Consider the following 17,266-nt stretch of genomic DNA (forward strand, 5'->3'; position numbering starts at 1 on the left):
ATGAAACACCTGGCCAAATTTCTTTCAGTTTCGACGTTCCTTTTCTTTCCCGGATATGGATTCGCAGAATTTCTGCGTTTGAAGGCGAGCAGTCTTGAAATGCACTGTACAGCAATACACGATTGCAGTGCACCTCTCGACTGCAGTGGAGATGATTTCAGTGACTGCAAACCACGCAAGGGTTACTGCAAAGACCCCCTAGACTTCGCTTTTCAACTTCTTAAGGCGGAAGATGTTAGCGATCAAAAGGCGTACGCTGCGATTGCTCTATCTGGTCAAGAAAAGTTCGTGCTATCGGGTGCAAAGATTGTTCTTGAACACCAAAATAATGAAGCTTTGGTTTTTGTGAATGGTCAGCCCCCTTTGGCCGAATTTAAGAACTGGGATGTCATGTTGTCAGATAACGGCCAAATTGGCGTCCACGTGGAACTCTCGAGCGGCATACCTTCTAAACGTTCGTACCATGGCACTTGTCAGGTGAAAGACTAATGGACTTCCTCAACGCCCTTGTGGCGCTCTCCAACTTCGTTCTTGTTCCCGCAATCGCCTATGGCAGCCAGTTGGCGCTGGGCGCGTTGGGGGTGACGCTGATCTATGGCATCCTTCGGTTCTCGAACTTTGCCCATGGCGACACGATGGCCTTTGGCGCGATGATTGCTGTGCTGGTTACGTGGGGCCTACAAGCTGCAGGGGTCAGTTTTGGGCCGCTTCCGACCGCTCTGCTCGCCCTGCCCTTTGCCATTCTGGGCTGTATCGTTCTGGTGCTGATCACGGACCGGCTGGTCTATCGGTTCTACCGGGAACAAAAAGCCAAGCCTGTTATTCTTGTGATCGTGTCGATGGGCGTGATGTTCATCATGAACGGGCTGGTGCGCTTTATCATCGGGCCGGATGACCAAAGGTTCTCGGACGGCGCGCGGTTTATCGTTTCGGCACGGGACTTCAAGGCGATGACCGGGCTGCGCGAGGGGTTGGCGATCAAGACCTCTCAGGGCATCACCGTGATCGTGGCCGTCGTTGCTGTGGTGCTGCTGTTCTGGTTTCTGAACAAGACCCGCACCGGAAAGTCGATGCGTGCCTACTCGGATAACGAGGATCTGGCGCTGCTGTCAGGCATCAATCCCGAGCGCGTCGTGATGATCACATGGATCATCGTTGCGGCACTCGCGACAACGGCGGGTGTGCTCTATGGGCTCGACAAAAGCTTCAAACCATTTGTCTATTTTCAGCTTCTGCTGCCTATCTTTGCTTCGGCCATCGTCGGTGGCCTCGGCAACCCGATAGGGGCCATCGCGGGTGGGTTCATCATCGCGTTTTCCGAAGTGACCGTCACCTACGCGTGGAAGAAAGTTCTGACCTATCTGGCGCCAGAAAGTCTGGAGCCGTCCGGATTGGTCCAGTTCCTGTCCACCGATTACAAATTTGCCGTTAGCTTTGCGATCCTGCTGATCGTGCTGCTGTTTAAGCCAACAGGCTTGTTCAAGGGGAAAGTGATATGAGCGAGCCCGTCAAAAACACTCTGCTTTTTGTCGTCGTCGGTGCGTTGATCCTGCTGACCGGCTTCACGCAAAGCTGGAACGCGGCCATTCTGATACTGAACATGGGCCTCATCTCGGCCATCATGTCGATCGGAGTAAACCTGCAATGGGGCTTTGCGGGCCTGTTCAACGTCGGCGTCATGGGCTTCGTCGCACTGGGCGGCCTGGCGGTTGTGCTTGTCTCAACACCGCCAACACCCGGAGCGTGGTCGGCAGGCGGCTATGGCGTGGTACTCGCATTGTTGCTAGGGGCAGCGACCGTTGTCGCGGCTGTCATGGTTGCGCAGAAGATGCCCAAAGGCCGCGCACAGACATTGGCGATCATCGGCATTCTGATTGTCGGTTTCTTTGTATACCGCGCGATCTTTGATCCCAATATCGCCGCAATTGAAGCGATTGACCCCGCCGTCGCAGGCAATATTGGCGGCCTGAATTTTCCCGTTTTGTTCGCGTGGCCAGCCGGCGGCTTACTGGCTGCAGGCGCCGCATGGTTGATCGGCAAAACCGCTCTGGGCCTACGCTCGGACTATCTGGCGATCGCCACTTTGGGGATTGCCGAGATCATCATCGCGATCATGAAGAACGAAGACTGGCTGGCCCGTGGGGTTAAGAACGTCTACGGCATTCCGCGCCCCGCACCTGTGGTTGGTTATGAGGTCGAGCTACAGCAGGACCCCGCGTTCCTAGCACGAGCCGAGTGGTTCGGGATTGATCCAGTCACGGCCTCAACGCTATCGGTCAAGCTGGGCTATTCGCTGTTGTTCCTTATTGTGCTGCTGGTGCTGCTCTGGATGGCGCAGATGGCGTTAAAAAGCCCTTGGGGACGGATGATGCGCGCCATTCGCGACAATGAGGTGGCGGCCGAAGCAATGGGCAAGGACGTCACGCGCCGCCACTTGCAAATCTTTGTTCTGGGCTCCGCCATCTGCGGCATCGCGGGTGCAATGATGACCACGCTGGACGGGCAGTTGACTCCGGGAACCTACAATCCGTTGCGATTTACTTTCCTTGTCTGGGTGATGGTAATCGTGGGAGGATCAGGCAACAATTTCGGAGCGGTGCTGGGTGCGTTTCTGATTTGGTTCCTTTGGGTTCAGGTCGAACCCATGGGCCTGTGGCTAATGAACCTGATCACCTCGGGCATGCCTGATGGCAGTGCACTCAAGACGCATCTGATCGATAGCGCAGCACATATGCGCTTGTTCACCATGGGTCTGATCCTGCTGATTGTTCTCAGATTCAGTCCAAGAGGGCTGATACCAGAGAAATAAGCAAAATTCCGTGAGAATTTCCCCTGACCCGCCGTTAATCCGTGAGGTTTATTGTGCGGAAGGTCAGAAAGGTCTAGATCGGTGTATCGCGATTCACCACATCGCGCTGTGCCCCGCATCGCTTGTTTGATGCGGAGTTTTAACGATCAGACAGTTAACCAGGATGAGAGCACTGTAATCGACATGAAAAAACCACTCAGAGTTTTCGCAATCGGGATTCCGCTGTTGGCAGCGTTGTCCGCCTGCATTCCATCTCCAGAACAGCTGGAGACCACTCCGGTAAAAGTGCAGACCCCCAAGGGCGTCGTGACCTGTCAGCTATACCGTCAAGATCGGGTTAATTGGGATCGCGCAATTGATTTTCCTGCAACAAAAATGTCGGTGCCTGAGGCGGACAACTATTGCAAACAGGAAGGTTTGCGCCGCTTGAATCGTTGATCCAAGCGGCCCCGGTGCGTTCAGTTGCTAGCGGTTACGGAATAGGCCACCCAGAATTCCACGGACGATCCGACGACCCGTGGTGCCTTTGAGCTCCTTGATCACAGCCTCGCTCATGGCTGTGGCGAAGGTGTCCTTCTTGCGAGAGATGCGGGACGAAGATCGCCCGACGCGACTGCCCGAGTACCTTCGAGCCGAAGCATATTCACGCTCGACTGGATTTTGTTGTTCCAGTACCTCGTCGGTTTCAGCCTGTTCTGCTGCTTCGGCAGCCGTTTCCGCACGCGCCTGAAGGATCTCAAAGGCCGATTTGCGGTCGACACGCGTGCCATATTTTCCATCCATTGGGGACGCTTTGATAGTCGACTGACGTTCAGCCTTTGCAATCGGCCCGAGTTGCGAACCTGGTGGCCTGATCAGGGTTCGCTCAACGATCCCTGGAACCCCCTTTTTCTGCAGCATCGAGGTCACCGCCTCACCCACGCCCACCTCGCGAATGGCGGCTTCGGTATCAAACGTAGGGTTCTCACGATAAGTCTCGGCCGCAAGGCGAAGGTTCTTTCGATCACGCGCGGTAAAGGCCCGCAACGCATGCTGAATCCGATTGCCCAGTTGGCCAAGAATGTCTTCGGGAATATCGGCTGGATTTTGCGATATAAAATAAACACCCACGCCTTTCGATCGTATCAGCCGCGCGACTTGTTCGACCTTGTCCACCAGCACTTTCGGGGCGTCCTCGAACAGCAGATGCGCCTCGTCAAAGAAGAACACCAGCTTTGGTTTTTCTGGGTCGCCAATCTCGGGCAACTCTTCGAACAGCTCGCTGAGCAACCACAGCAAAAAGGTCGCGTACAGGCGCGGCGAGCCCATCAGCTTGTCCGAGGCCAGAATGTTCACCATCCCCTGCCCGTTTGCATCCGTCCGCATCAGATCGGATAGATCCAACGCGGGTTCACCAAACAGGTTCGTTCCGCCCTGATTTTCCAGCACCAGTAGTCGCCGCTGAATTGCACCGATGGATGATGTCGAGACATTGCCGTAACGCAGCGAGAGCTGAGCCCGGTTTTCGCCGATCCAAACCAGCAGGGCCTGCAGATCTTTCAGATCAAGCAACGGCATCCCCTCTTCGTCGGCAACGCGAAATGCGATGTTCAGGATGCCTTCCTGCGCTTCGCTCAGCTCCATCAGCCGCGATAGCAGCAAAGGGCCCATCTCGGTCACTGTGGTTCGAACAGGATGCCCCTGCTCGCCAAAAAGATCCCAGAAGGTGACCGGACATGCGGCGTATGAGAAATCATCGAACCCAATCTTTGATGCGCGGTCCAGAAAGGCCTTATGTAATTTGTGCGTTTCGCTTCCAGGCAACGCCAGTCCCGACAAGTCACCTTTGACGTCAGCCAGAAACACTGGCACCCCTGCTTGCGAGAACCCCTCAGCCAGAATTTGCAGCGTAACCGTTTTGCCCGTACCGGTCGCACCTGCGATCAAGCCGTGGCGGTTCGCATATTTCAGTGTCAGCCCCTGAGGCACCGCATAGTTATCGCCGCCGCCACCTACGAAAATCTTGTTGTCCATTGAAATACTGCCCCAAATTCTACCGACCTGCTGCAAGCATACAAAGTTAACCTTTCGCTGCGAGAGTAAATATTGCCCTTCGTGGTCTGACTGCGGGGCAAACTTCCTCCCTGTCGACTGGCCGTGCCTTCGGGCACGGCTTTTTTCCTTTGGTCAAAAAGCATGAAGCAAAGATTAATTTTTTCCGGTTAGGAGTTGACCACCGGGTTCCCCTTTCGTAACGTCTGCGCATAACTAAGTCGGCCAGTCCGACGGGGAGAAAAAATTCAGAAAGGGGGCCGCTCCACCGGCTCCCTTTTTTACTGTTTGTCGTGGCGCTGCCCGCACAAATCGGCAAAAATCGATCAATTCCCAACAGGGCATTCGGATTTGCCCTGACACCATTGAATTGCAGTGGTAGACGAGTCAAAAAACTGGATCAGTTAGATGAGGCATTCATGATCAGGAAACTTATCCCATTTCACATGGTGGCTGCAGCACTGCTGTGCGGACCGGCAATTGCGCAAGAAACAACCGAACAGTCGGAAGCTGGCTCCGAAGTTGGAAACGATCTTGATCTGGGCGAAACCGGGCCTCGTGTCGGGGAGCAGTATTTAAAGGAAGAGAGCGGCGATTGGGCCGTACTCTGCCTGAACACCGGAACCGACAACGAGCCCTGCGCACTCAGGCAAATCTTGAATGGCGAAGAAGGCCAGCCAATAGCCGAACTAACCGTAGAAAAGCTACCCGAAGGCAACGTTGCTGTTGCGGCGGCAACTGTGGTTGTCCCGTTGGAAGTTATCTTGCAGGCACAATTGGCGCTGTCGATCGATGGGGCGCCGCGCAAGCGCTATAACTATCATCATTGTAATCCTATCGGCTGCATCGCGCGTCTGGGATTCACTCAAGGCGACATTGATGCCATGAAATCTGGCAACAAAGCGGCCATTTCGATGGTGACTGTGCTGGCCCCGGATCAGGTAATCGAAATAGAAGCGTCGTTGAAGGGCTTCACAGCGGGCTATGATGGCCTGCAGGCCCCGACGAACTAAATTCAAAGACCATCGCTGAGAGTTGGAAAGGCCGCCGTGCACCAACGGCGGCTTTTTTTACATCCGCTTCAGCGCCAGAACCGCATTTAACCCACCAAATGCGAAGGCATTACTGAGGGCAACATCCACCTTGACCTCGCGCGCTTCGTTGGGAACGACATCCAAAGCGCATTCGGGATCCGGTTCTTCATAGCCGATGGTCGGCGCCACGACGCCATCGCGCAGAGCCATAATACAAGCCAGCAGCTCGACCGCACCCGTACCACCGATCAGATGACCATGCATCGACTTGGTTGATGAAATCATCAGATCATCCGCATGGGGCCCGAACACATCCGCGACCGCCGCGCACTCGGTTTTGTCATTTGCTGCAGTCCCGGTTCCGTGTGCGTTGATATAGCCCACGTCGCTTGCATTCAGCCGCGCATCTGACAGTGCCCCTGCCATGGCACGTGCTGCGCCCTGCTTACTGGGCATCACGATGTCGGCCGCATCCGAAGACATGGCAAAACCAACAACTTCGCAAAGAATATCTGCCCCTCGCGCCCGAGCATGTTCGTATTCCTCGAACACAAAGACACCTGCGCCTTCACCCTGCACCATTCCGTTTCGATTGGCGCTAAACGGGCGGCAGGCATCTTTTGACATGACCCGAAGGCCTTCCCAGGCCTTAACCCCGCCAAAGCACAGCATCGATTCCGAACCGCCCGTTACCATGGCCGGGGCTGCCCCACTCCGCACCATTTGAAAAGCCTGCGCCATCGCATGGTTTGATGATGCACAAGCCGTTGAGACGGTAAAGCTGGGGCCTTTGAGGTTGTGTTCCATCGATACGTGGCTGGCCGCCGCGTTGTTCATCAGCTTTGGCACGACGAACGGGTGGACGCGGTTTTTACCGTCCTCATAAACCGATCGATAGTTATCATCCCAGGTCGAGACGCCACCTCCCGCAGTTCCCAAAACCACGCCTGATCTCGCAGCTGTATCACCCGAGAACTTAATGCCGGATTGATCAATTGCCTCTTTAGCAGCCGTCAAAGTGAACTGAGTGAACCGATCATACAGCGTCATCTGCTGGCGATTGAAACGGCCCTCAGCCTCGAAGCCCCGAACCTGGCCACCGATCTTGATCGACAGACGGTCCACATCGCGAAATTCCAGCTCAGAGATACCGCAACGGCCCTCGCGCATGGCTTCCAAGGTGTCGGGAACGGAATGGCCCAACGCGTTGATGGTGCCAGCCCCCGTGATGACAACGCGCTTCATACCGGCGGTCAGACCTTTTCCGATACGAGTTTTTCGATGCCCGCGATGATCGCTGCTACATTCGATATATCAAAATCGCTGGCAGTGGGCTCGTTTGCATTGAAGGGTATCGTGATATCGAATTCCTCTTCGATAGCAAAAATGCTCTCGACCAGACCCAAGCTGTCTATGCCCAAATCTTCGAGTGTGCTGTCGGGCGTCACGTCCGAAGGCTCAAGTACAGCCTGTTCGGCAATGATTGCTAAGACGCGGTCGCTGATGCTCATCTCGATCCCCTGATTTTCGCGTTGGGGATGATTTAATCACTTGGAGGCTGTTTGAAAACAGCCTTTTTCAACGCCTCGACATCACGCGCCATCCGAGGCAGACGACGTTGCGCTTTGTAAATGTCTGTGTGGCTTTCCATTTTGATCCCGGGATACCCCATGATCACGCGACCAGCAGGAACATTGGACAGGATTTTGGTCCCGCCACCGGAAATCACGCCATCCCCGATGAAAATGTTATCGACAACGCCGGTCTGACCACCCAGCACTACGTTGTTTCCGATCTCGACCGAGCCGGAAACACCAGTCTGACCGCACAACAGGCAATCCTGACCAACGCGGGTGTTGTGTCCCACATGGACAAGGTTATCCAGCTTGGAGCCGCTGCCGATCACCGTGTTACGGATGGTCCCGTTATCGACCGTGCAGTTTGAGCCGACCTCGACATCGTCGCCAATTTCGACCGCGCCCAGCGAATGAATGCGCAACCAGCTTTGCGCCTTGGCATCCCCCTGATCACCCAGCGTTTTCCGCGCATTCTCAGCACCCGAAACCTCGGGCGTGACATAGCTGAACCCGTCGCCTCCGATGCGGGCGCCTGGCTGCGCAATAAAACGATCGCCGATCTGCGCCCGTGCTCCGATGCTGACCATCTCTCGCAGCAACGCGTTGTCGCCCAGCGTTGCATCAATGCCAATCACGCAATGCGCTCCGATCACCGAGCCCTTGCCGATCTTTGCCCGAGCGCCGATCACCGCAAGCGGTCCAATCGATACGTCAGATCCTATCTCGGCCGTGTCATCTACGACAGCCGATGGGTGAATACCCGGGGCTATGCCCTGCCCCCGGTCCAACATCGACGTGATCCCTGCCATCGCCATACGCGGGCGTTCCACAAAAATGGCGGCGTCCAGCCCTAGCGCCTCCCAGTCAGCCCCGGCCCAAAGAACAGCCGCGCGTGCGTCTCCATTTTCCAACGCCTCTGCATATTTGGGCGACATCGCCATGGCCAGATCGGTTGGTCCGGCATCTCCGGGCTCGGCGGCGCGCAGAATGGTCAGGTTGGTCTGACCTTCTGCCACAGCCCCTAAGGCTTCGGCGATTTGCTGAACGGTAAATTGCATGTCGGGCGTCCTCGTGGCGGGATTTGCCCCGTGATTACCCCTGAACGTCCGGCAGGACCACCCCTGCCTTTTGTAACGCTTCCCAGATCTTGCGATCCCGATCATACACATCACGGCGATACTGAACTTCGCCCTTGGGTCCGATATAGGCGGTTCGGTAAATCAGATGCACCGGAACTTTCTTGTCAAGTTCGACCTTGGTTTCTTTGCCGGTGTTCAGTACGCGGTGAAAGAATGCCTTGGGGTCCTCTTCCTGTTTGGCCAGCAGCGCATAGGCAAATTCAAACGGTTGCGCCAGTCGGATGCACCCATGAGAGAACGCCCGAACCTCGCGCGCGAACAAAGATTTCTGAGGCGTATCATGCAGATAGATATTGTACTTATTGGGGAACATGAATTTCACCAACCCCAACGCATTACTTTTGCTGGGGGGTTGCCGCATGGAAAATGGGAAATTGCGCGCAGTGAACTGAGTGAAGTCAACGGCGCCGCGATTCACCTGACGGCCGCGCCGATCAGTAATTTGGATATGCCCAACCGCATTTGGATTGGACTGCAACTTGGGAAGATATTCCTTGGTGATAATCGAGCGCGGCACATACCAGCTCGGGTTAATCACCATATGCTCCATTTCGTCCGAAAATTCGGGGCTGCGCCGGTCATGGGTGTTTTTGCCAATCACGGCGCGGGTCTCGAACGTGACCTGCCCTTCATCGACAATCTTGGCGGAAAAATCGGCCTGATTGACCAGAACGTGCCGTTCACCCCGTTCTTCGGGAAGCCAGCGTTCCCTTTCAAGTGCGACGTAAACCGCCTTTAGTCGATCCGAAACAGGGCGATTGATCTCGGCTATCGTCCCCTGACCCGCGACCCCATCGGGTTCGAGCCCGTGGGTCGTTTGAAAAGACTGGACCGCTGCAAACAGCGCATCATCATAGACCGGGCTGGCTGTCGGCTTCAGATAGTCCATTGCGACAAGTCGATTGCGCAACTTGACAACGCTTGGCCCAGTATCACCCAGTTCCAGCTTGGTTGCTGGAACGGTCTCGCCCCACCCACCTTGCACAATCAGCGTTTCCAGCGCCTTCTTTTGCTTCAGCAATGCCCGATATTGCCGAGACTTCGGCATCAAATTGTGAAAATACGCGTCCCCTTCGCCGGACACGAGCAAATCAAGATGTTCGTCAGCCGCGCGCCGCTCAACGGTTCGTACAAGCCCATCGTCGATCTTCGACGGTTGCACAGCGCCTGACTGCAAGTCGCTGGCATATTTTACAAAAACCCGACTTAACTCGGCTTCCAACATGCCCAGATCACGCGTTGTACGCGCATCCTGCATCTTGGCCATCAATGCCTGGACGTCGTAGTGTACTCCCGGCAGCCCATGCAGATCGGTCGCTGACAACGCTTTGATCAATGCTGTGCGCCGAGTCGCGTGCTCAGCAGTGTCGCCAACCCAGACTGGATCAAATCCATTCGAGCGATAGAATTCTGCAATCGCAGGATTGCCTGCCGCGCTTTCCGCCACCGCCATCTGGAACGCTGTACCGCTGGTGCCTGCCTGAGCAGATGTCGCGGAAGCAGCAAGAAAGGCGAATACAAAAACACTTGAACGCGCACGGGTAACAATCGACATGAGATGGCCTTGATTATTCAATGACTTGTTGTGCCTTAATTACGGCGTCTGAAAATAATGTTTCGCCGCGGGTCCGATGTCTATTCACAAATTCATCATCTCAGCGCTTCTTTCACCCCTGGTGCGCGTTTGCATCGGCGCGATGTTAACTGCGCCAAAAGCAAGCATACTTGAATCAGTTGCGCAAAAAACTGCCGAAAATTCCCCCTAGATTTCGCTGAAGCCAAAGATTTCTTGGCTGTTGATTCCGACTGTGTAATAAATCCCGCATCTGGGATGGGAAAAAATTAAGACGGCGCGCGTAACATCGTGTGCAGGCAGGAACAGTACGGGACGAAACAAAAATGACAGAGAGCAGTGCATCGGGCCTGACCCGACGTGCCCTATTGGGTGCATTCGCCGCAACGGCAGTCGTCGCAGCACCAACCTATTCCAAGGCAGCCGGTTTTCTTCGTGGTGGCGGAGATATTCGCCGCATTCGCATGTATTCGGGCCGTACGGGTGAACGGATCGATATGGTCTACTGGGTTGATGGCAAATACATCAAAGACGCGGTTAAAGAAGTGAACCACTTCATGCGTGATTGGCGCAATGACCAGGTCAAATCCATGGACCTGCGCACGATCGATATCATGGCCGCAGCCCACAACATGATGGATGTCAGCGAACCTTATATGCTGTTGTCGGGTTACCGCTCGCCACAAACCAACGCGATGCTGCGTCGTCGTTCGCGCGGGGTAGCGAAGAACTCACTTCATATGAAAGCCCAAGCCGCCGACCTGCGCCTCTCGTCGCGCTCGGTTTCTCAGATGGCAAAAGCAGCAATTTCGTGCCGCGCTGGCGGGGTTGGGCAATACTACCGCTCGAACTTCGTTCACATGGATTGCGGTGTCATCCGCACATGGCGCGGCTGATATAGCCTCTATTTCTGATGTGGTGAGTTAACCTCCACAGACGATTCTGCTCGGGTATTTTTGTCTCACCCAAACTAATTGACATGGCTATCGGTCTTTCAACCAGCCCGCGACCGAACGACCCGCAACTTTGTGGCCGTCAGCATTCCAATGCGTATCCCCCCAAAACCAAGGGTAACTTCCCGAATAGGCCGCATCTTTCAATGGCTGAGTTAGATCAAGGAAAGGAACTCCTGCTTTCTTGGCCCACGATGCCGCCATCAAAGGCAAGCTAGAAAGGTTATCTGACGGCGAGGCGATGGCGCTATTTTCAGGAAAATCACAAAGTTCATGCAGCACGCGATACTTTGTCGGCACAAAAACCAAAGCATAGTCTGCGCCAACTTCAGCCAGCTTTTCTTCAAAGGCCTCGGTCGCTTCCGCTATAGCAGAGAATTCATCTTCGAAACCCGAGAACGACTTGCGGGTCCACAAAAACAGATAGTCTGCTCCACCAATCTTACAGCTGTTTAGGTCCTTTGGTGGATTGCTCAATTGAACAAGGCGCAGCCAGACAATTTTGATGATCGACGAGTGCCGTCGAACCGGAGACTCATTCGGCTGCGGCTGGGCGGGCTGTCGCAATGTCGCTGAATCCAGCAGATCGTTGCCCTCAAACAGGAACTGAACAACAAGCTTGTCATTCAATGGCAAACCGGACTCCAGCAACATCTTCTGTTGTTCTTGCATTGATATGCCCAGCAAAGCCGCCTGCATCACCGGCTGTTCCAAGGCTTCGGATACAACGCTGTCAACGGTCATTTCTTTCTGCACCAGCGCACCCAACACAACCGAGTCCCCGAGAATAACAATAGCCGCGTCGTTGTTTGATGAGTTTCGAAAACCGTATTGATCTGTTTTGAAATCAAATTCGATTGGATCGTTGGGCACCTGCATCATGGATGCGATGTCTTGGTGGGTTTGCCCAGATACACTTGCGTTTGGCACTAGTGTCCATCCGGGGCTTTCTCTATTCGCTGTTCTCTTTCCAAATAAACCATCCCAGTCGACCAACCCGAGCCGACCAACACCTTCCAGAAGAACTAAAAACAAAACCACCGGTATAACCGTAGCCCAAAAGATCAGCGATGCCTGTCTCCCAATGCCTGCGGAGGCGAACGCTGCCGCCAATCCTATGATCGCTATTGCAAGCGCGACATCGCGGAATCTCCAGAGGCCAAATAAAAGACCTTCGGAATGAACATCAGCTGATTTGATCCAGAGAACGGCAATGCTGCACACAACCAATACCGTGCAGATCGCAAGGCAAATAAGTCTTTTTAATGTATTGGGATGCACAGCAAACTCGCCCCCTAACAAAAACGCAACTCGATAACAACATTGCCCCCGTAGTCCTATGTTCATTGGTTCCATTCTATTTGTCTATAGGAATGAGTTTAATCGCGGTTCGTATCGCGCTTTTGCGCCCTAGCGCAGCGCTCGCCGCATGATTGAGCGCTTCAATGCAGAAACAATACAGATACCTGCACTCAGATGTTTCTTCATGAAGGTGCGTTTCGAGGGCCTTTCACCCGGATATTGAGGGAACGAACAAGTGCGATTAGGTGATCCGCCACCAGCGTTTCAATGGTGCTTGGATAAAGCCGCAATCCGCGGGCACCACTTGTTCCTAAAGTGGGTACGCGAAGCAAACTTATCTTGAGAAATGGCGCACCTGAGAGGATTCGAACCTCTGGCCTCTGCCTTCGGAGGGCAGCGCTCTATCCAGCTGAGCTACAGGTGCCTTGGCGTTTAGCTACCCCCGTTCCAATCCGGGTGCAACTGCAAATCCGCAATTGAATCAGGCAAACAGATCGTGAGCCAGCTCTAACGCATCGATCAACGTGTCAACCTCATCCGTCGTATTATACAGCCCGAAACTAGCACGACAGGTGGCAGTGACGCCCAAGTGATCCATAAGAGGCCCCGCGCAATGATGACCGGCGCGTACGGCGACGCCCTTCTTGTCCAGAATAGTCGAAACATCATGGGCATGCCCTGCGCCATCCAAGGTAAAGCTGAAGATCGCCGCCTTGTTTGCTGTCGTTCCCTGAACCTGCAACCAGTTCAACCCGGTCAAACGTTGCATCGCGTAGTCGCGCAAACTAGCCTCGTGAGAAGCGATGTTCTCCATCCCCAGTTCCATCATGTAGTCGAGCGCCACACCCAGACCGATTGTCTGAACGATGCCGGGTGTTCCTGCCTCAAACTTCATCGGTGGGTCGTTATAGATAACTTGGTCTTTGGACACTTCTTTGATCATGTCACCGCCACCGATGAAGGGGCGCATTTCGGCCATTCGGTCTGATTTGATATAGATCGCACCTGACCCGGATGGACCATACAATTTGTGGCCCGTGATGGCGTAGAAGTCGCAGCCGATATCTTCGACATTAACGGGCATATGAACAGCGCCTTGGCTACCATCCACCAGAACAGGAACACCCTTGGCATGCGCGCCTTGCGTGATCGTTTTGACATCAACCACCGTGCCCAAAACGTTCGAACAATGCGTCACCGCCACCAGCTTGGTCCTTGGACCGATCGCATCAATTATCGCTTGGGGGTCCAGATGCCCGGTTGCATCGACGTCGACCCATTTGAGGATCACACCTTGCCGTTCACGCAGAAAATGCCAGGGCACGATATTGGCGTGGTGCTCCATCACACTCAGGACCAATTCATCCCCTGCCTGCAAACGCGGCATCGCCCAACCATAGGCGACAAGATTGATCCCTTCGGTAGTGCCAGAATTCAAGACAATCTCATCTTCATCCGACACGCCCAAAAACCGCGCAACGGTACCGCGGACGGATTCATATTTTTCGGTCGCAAGATTCGAAAGGTAGTGAAGCCCGCGATGCACGTTCGAATATTCGTGCGCATAAGCCTGAGTAACTGCATCAATCACAGCTTGCGGTTTCTGTGCTGACGCCCCGTTATCAAGATAGGTCAGCGGCTTACCATTGACCTCACGAGACAGGATCGGAAAGTCGGCACGAATTTTCTCTACGTCATACATAGGCAGGGCTTTTCTATACGGATCCAGCGGGGATCAGCCAAAGGACAAAGGGAATTGCGACAAGGCCCGACAACAGGATCACCAGAAACGACTTTCCCAAAGAACCAAACCGGTGGGCTTCGTTGAGAAAATGCAAAGTGATATAAAGGCTTAGCGCCAACATCGCCAGGCTCGCGGGCAAGAACAAGAACGGCAGTGCCGCCACCAAAACCAGAATAATCGCCTGGCCCGTAATCTGCAGGATCTGCAACCAGACAATCAAGGTCATGAACTCGTTGAACGTTCCGGTACCACCCAAAACGCGGCCCACCAAAAGGAATGTCACGACACTGATTAGGATCGCCGCGACCGATACGATAATCGTCCGCGACAAGGGCTCGGCCAATTGCTGAACATCCGGACTGATGAGAGGTATGACAAAGCCCGAGGCGGTCTGAACCAGTGCATTCAAAATAACCGCAAGCGAGAAAGTCAGCCAAAGAACATCCGTTCCAAGCTGCATCGCCAGCAATCGCCGTGCTGCCTCTGCCGGGTTCGTCAGCGTCAATACGACCAGATTGAGCAGCGCGGTTGTATTCATTTGGCAGCCTTTTGCGATTGTCTGAGACCCGACAACCAGAACCAGAGGAAAACCGCAACCCATAACAAACCAGCAACTGTCTGCGCCGGGCCCGGGCCAATGAACCCGGATACCAGCCCGTTCAGCAGTACCAAGGGTGCTGAGGCAAGAAGCGCCCAGAACAGCGCTAGTCGTGCGCCATAGCTGGTGCCCCCGCCTCCGACCATTCGAGCGCCAAAATAAGAAAGCCAGGCGAGCAAATAGAAGAACAGCGGCAAGATGAAGACAGAGCCCATTAAGGCCCCGCCCATCAGCATGTTCAACTCTAACCCTTCAAGATGGGCCTGACGCGCAAGCCCGGGCAACTGTGCGATGAAACCCACAACACAAAAGGCCATCACAAATGCCAGCGCCCGATCTTCGCGCGGGCCCATATCAAGCAGACGACGCACAACACGCCCCGGTCCGCGATACGTGGCCACGATATCTGATGTCACAGGCATCAGCGGCGGCGTGCCAGCCAATCTTGCAAACGGGATACGATATCGGCGGCCAAGTCCTCATCTTCGATTTCGTCAACAGCCTCAGCTAAAAAGGCCAGTGTCAACATGTCGGTTGCTTCCTCAGTTGGGACACCGCGCGAACGCAGGTAGAACAAAGCCGTCTCGTCAATCGCGCCAGAGGTCGATCCGTGCGAACACGCCACATCATCGGCATAAATCTCAAGTTCGGGCTTGGCGAGGAACTGACTGTCATCGTCCAAAAGCAGCGATTGGCTAATCTGATAGCCATCGGTTTTCTGAGCACCCTCTTTGACGAGGATCTTGCCTTGGAACACGCCCGTCGCGCCATTGCGGAGGACCTTCTTGAATACTTGGCGGCTTTCACAGTTCACCGCGTCATGGGTGACAAACACCGTGTCGTCGTGGTGAAAATCACCATCGCCTACACAGGCGCCTGCCACATGCGCAACCGCGTCATCTCCCGTCAGCTCAACCACTTGCTCGTTCCGTGTCAGGACGCCGTTCACGGTCAAGGTGAAGGATTTATAGACAGATTCTTTTCCAAGGCGCGTAAACATATGAGTTGCTGCACGGCGTTGGTGATCCCGACCCTGCGCACGCACGTGATGCAGCGTGCCGTTGTCAGCGATATCGAGCTCCATGCATTTATTGAACCGCGATGCCGCGGGCCCATTTTCGAGGATCGTCACCTCTGCGTCGCTTTCTACACGAACAATGTGGTGCAAGATCGCATCCGAAGTTTCTGATTCATGACGGTAAACCAGATTGATCGGCTTGCTCGGCTTCCCAGTCACATGAATGGCAACGCCATCTGATGCAAAGGCTGTATTCAGTGCCGCCAATGGACGCGGTACAGGATGCTGACCCTTTGCCTCAAGAACACCATACAACTCTTTGGCCCAATGGATATCTTTGCAGCAAATGTCTTCCAGCCGGTCGATCGTGACACCCTCAAGCGACAGGTCGTCGGACTCTTCGGGGCTAAAGACGCCATCGATGAAAACGATCCGCAGCCGATCAAATGCGTGAAACATCGCCGGCTCATCCGTGTCGAATAACGCCGCAGTCGGAGCTTCAGCCGAGATCAATGTGTCGGGTCGGGTATATTTCCAATACTCGTCACGACGATTTGGCAACCCCATCTCGCGAACGCGGGCGATTGCAGCCTCGCGCGCTTTGCGGGTGCATCCTGCATCTGGCATTGTCAGTGCCGACAACCGTTCTTCGGTTGCGGTTTGTTTTGCTTGGGGCAAAGCCATCAGTTCACCTCAGCCAGAATGTCGGAATATCCGTTGTTTTCGACTTCCAGCGCCAATTCAGGGCCACCGGATTTCACAATGCGCCCATCGGCCATGATATGAACCACATCCGGCTTGATGTGATCCAACAGGCGCTGATAGTGCGTGATCACAAGGAACCCGCGCCCTTCGTCGCGCAGCGCATTCACACCTTCGGCTACCAGTTTCATCGCATCCACGTCGAGCCCCGAGTCGGTTTCGTCCAGGATGCACATCTTGGGCTCTAGCATGGCCATCTGCAGGATTTCATTGCGCTTTTTCTCACCACCCGAAAAACCCACATTGACCGGGCGCTTCAGCATGTCGGCGTCGATCTTCAACGCTTTGGCCTTGGCACGCACCTCTTTCAGAAAGTCTGCAGCAGAAAGCTCTTCTTCACCACGCGCTTTGCGCTGTGCGTTCACGGCGGTCCGCAGGAAAGTCATGTTGCCAACACCGGGAATTTCCACCGGGTACTGGAACGCCAGAAATACACCTGCAGCCGCACGCTCTTCCGGCTCCATCTCAAGCAGGTCTTCGCCATCGAGCGTCGCACCGCCTTCGGTCACCTCATAGCCGTCGCGACCAGACAGAACATAGCTGAGCGTCGACTTGCCCGACCCGTTTGGTCCCATGATCGCGTGTACCTTGCCGGGCTTAACCGTCAGGTCGACGCCTTTTAGGATTTGCTTGTCTTCTTCCTCAAGTTTGACGTGCAGGTTGTTGATTTCCAGCATTTTCTGTCCTTCTGCATCTCGCAAGGGGCGCAGCGTGGCCCCGATAAGT

The 17,266-nt window shown here is 54.7% G+C and carries 17 protein-coding genes and 1 tRNA gene; 6 read left to right on the top strand and 12 right to left on the bottom strand.

All coding sequences use genetic code 11. The features are described from left to right. The 4 genes from ACR0B3_RS03080 to ACR0B3_RS03095 all read left to right on the top strand — a co-directional run bounded on the left by ACR0B3_RS03080 (position 1) and on the right by ACR0B3_RS03095 (position 3,247). Positions 1-489, top strand: a complete 489-nt coding sequence (locus ACR0B3_RS03080; RefSeq protein WP_480807794.1) for a hypothetical protein — start codon at positions 1-3, stop codon at positions 487-489. After that, positions 489-1,499: a branched-chain amino acid ABC transporter permease gene (locus ACR0B3_RS03085; RefSeq protein ID WP_170757618.1), complete on the top strand. Its 1,011-nt coding sequence runs from the start codon at positions 489-491 to the stop codon at positions 1,497-1,499. Before ACR0B3_RS03080 ends, ACR0B3_RS03085 begins: the two co-directional genes overlap by 1 nt. Further along, positions 1,496-2,809 (top strand): branched-chain amino acid ABC transporter permease, encoded by a 1,314-nt coding sequence (locus ACR0B3_RS03090; protein ID WP_480807795.1) that lies wholly within the window; start codon positions 1,496-1,498, stop codon positions 2,807-2,809. The genes ACR0B3_RS03085 and ACR0B3_RS03090 overlap by 4 nt, the downstream gene beginning before the upstream one ends. A gap of 183 nt (positions 2,810-2,992) precedes the next feature. Then, a complete protein-coding gene (locus ACR0B3_RS03095; RefSeq protein ID WP_170718986.1) occupies positions 2,993-3,247 on the top strand; it encodes a hypothetical protein in 255 nt (84 codons plus the stop codon). A gap of 27 nt (positions 3,248-3,274) precedes the next feature. Here ACR0B3_RS03095 and ACR0B3_RS03100 read toward each other — a convergent pair whose 3' ends face one another. Then, on the bottom strand, positions 3,275-4,822 hold the full coding sequence (locus ACR0B3_RS03100; protein ID WP_480807796.1) for a helicase HerA-like domain-containing protein: 1,548 nt from the start codon (positions 4,820-4,822) through the stop codon (positions 3,275-3,277). Positions 4,823-5,259: 437 nt separating this feature from the next. Between ACR0B3_RS03100 and ACR0B3_RS03105 the strand changes: the two genes are divergently transcribed. Next, the gene (locus ACR0B3_RS03105; RefSeq protein ID WP_480807797.1) at positions 5,260-5,853 is read left to right on the top strand and encodes an invasion associated locus B family protein; all 594 of its coding nucleotides are present in this window, start codon (positions 5,260-5,262) and stop codon (positions 5,851-5,853) included. Between the two features lie 57 nt (positions 5,854-5,910). Here ACR0B3_RS03105 and ACR0B3_RS03110 read toward each other — a convergent pair whose 3' ends face one another. Genes ACR0B3_RS03110 through ACR0B3_RS03125 form a run of 4 tightly spaced genes read right to left on the bottom strand, consistent with a single transcriptional unit; the run spans position 5,911 to position 10,145 of the window. After that, the gene (locus tag ACR0B3_RS03110) at positions 5,911-7,119 is read right to left on the bottom strand and encodes a beta-ketoacyl-[acyl-carrier-protein] synthase family protein (RefSeq protein ID WP_480807798.1); all 1,209 of its coding nucleotides are present in this window, start codon (positions 7,117-7,119) and stop codon (positions 5,911-5,913) included. A gap of 8 nt (positions 7,120-7,127) precedes the next feature. After that, positions 7,128-7,385: an acyl carrier protein gene (locus ACR0B3_RS03115; protein WP_480807799.1), complete on the bottom strand. Its 258-nt coding sequence runs from the start codon at positions 7,383-7,385 to the stop codon at positions 7,128-7,130. Between the two features lie 32 nt (positions 7,386-7,417). After that, entirely contained in the window at positions 7,418-8,509 is a 1,092-nt protein-coding gene (gene lpxD / locus ACR0B3_RS03120) for a UDP-3-O-(3-hydroxymyristoyl)glucosamine N-acyltransferase (RefSeq protein WP_480807800.1), read from the bottom strand. A 34-nt stretch (positions 8,510-8,543) separates the two neighbouring features. After that, entirely contained in the window at positions 8,544-10,145 is a 1,602-nt protein-coding gene (locus ACR0B3_RS03125) for a L,D-transpeptidase family protein (RefSeq protein WP_480807801.1), read from the bottom strand. A gap of 344 nt (positions 10,146-10,489) precedes the next feature. On the opposite strand from ACR0B3_RS03125, the gene mepK reads away from it, so the two are divergent. Then, positions 10,490-11,059, top strand: coding sequence for a peptidoglycan L,D-endopeptidase MepK (gene mepK / locus ACR0B3_RS03130; RefSeq protein ID WP_480807802.1), 570 nt, complete (start codon positions 10,490-10,492; stop codon positions 11,057-11,059). An 87-nt stretch (positions 11,060-11,146) separates the two neighbouring features. Here the strand turns inward: mepK and ACR0B3_RS03135 are convergent, their stop codons facing one another. The 7 genes from ACR0B3_RS03135 to sufC all read right to left on the bottom strand — a co-directional run bounded on the left by ACR0B3_RS03135 (position 11,147) and on the right by sufC (position 17,217). Further along, positions 11,147-12,472: an alginate O-acetyltransferase AlgX-related protein gene (locus ACR0B3_RS03135; protein WP_480807803.1), complete on the bottom strand. Its 1,326-nt coding sequence runs from the start codon at positions 12,470-12,472 to the stop codon at positions 11,147-11,149. Between the two features lie 293 nt (positions 12,473-12,765). After that, positions 12,766-12,842 (bottom strand) — tRNA-Arg (locus tag ACR0B3_RS03140). Between the two features lie 57 nt (positions 12,843-12,899). Further along, positions 12,900-14,120, bottom strand: coding sequence for a cysteine desulfurase (locus ACR0B3_RS03145; protein ID WP_480807804.1), 1,221 nt, complete (start codon positions 14,118-14,120; stop codon positions 12,900-12,902). 13 nt (positions 14,121-14,133) lie between these two features. Then, the gene (locus ACR0B3_RS03150) at positions 14,134-14,700 is read right to left on the bottom strand and encodes a Yip1 family protein (RefSeq protein ID WP_170718974.1); all 567 of its coding nucleotides are present in this window, start codon (positions 14,698-14,700) and stop codon (positions 14,134-14,136) included. Continuing rightward, positions 14,697-15,182: a YIP1 family protein gene (locus ACR0B3_RS03155; RefSeq protein WP_170718972.1), complete on the bottom strand. Its 486-nt coding sequence runs from the start codon at positions 15,180-15,182 to the stop codon at positions 14,697-14,699. Before ACR0B3_RS03155 ends, ACR0B3_RS03150 begins: the two co-directional genes overlap by 4 nt. Beyond that, positions 15,182-16,462, bottom strand: coding sequence for a Fe-S cluster assembly protein SufD (sufD, locus tag ACR0B3_RS03160; protein WP_480807805.1), 1,281 nt, complete (start codon positions 16,460-16,462; stop codon positions 15,182-15,184). Before sufD ends, ACR0B3_RS03155 begins: the two co-directional genes overlap by 1 nt. Beyond that, the gene (gene sufC, locus ACR0B3_RS03165) at positions 16,462-17,217 is read right to left on the bottom strand and encodes a Fe-S cluster assembly ATPase SufC (protein ID WP_480807806.1); all 756 of its coding nucleotides are present in this window, start codon (positions 17,215-17,217) and stop codon (positions 16,462-16,464) included. The genes sufD and sufC overlap by 1 nt, the downstream gene beginning before the upstream one ends. Positions 17,218-17,266 lie beyond the last annotated feature (49 nt).

It is taken from the genome of Ruegeria sp. CE9 (assembly GCF_056537425.1).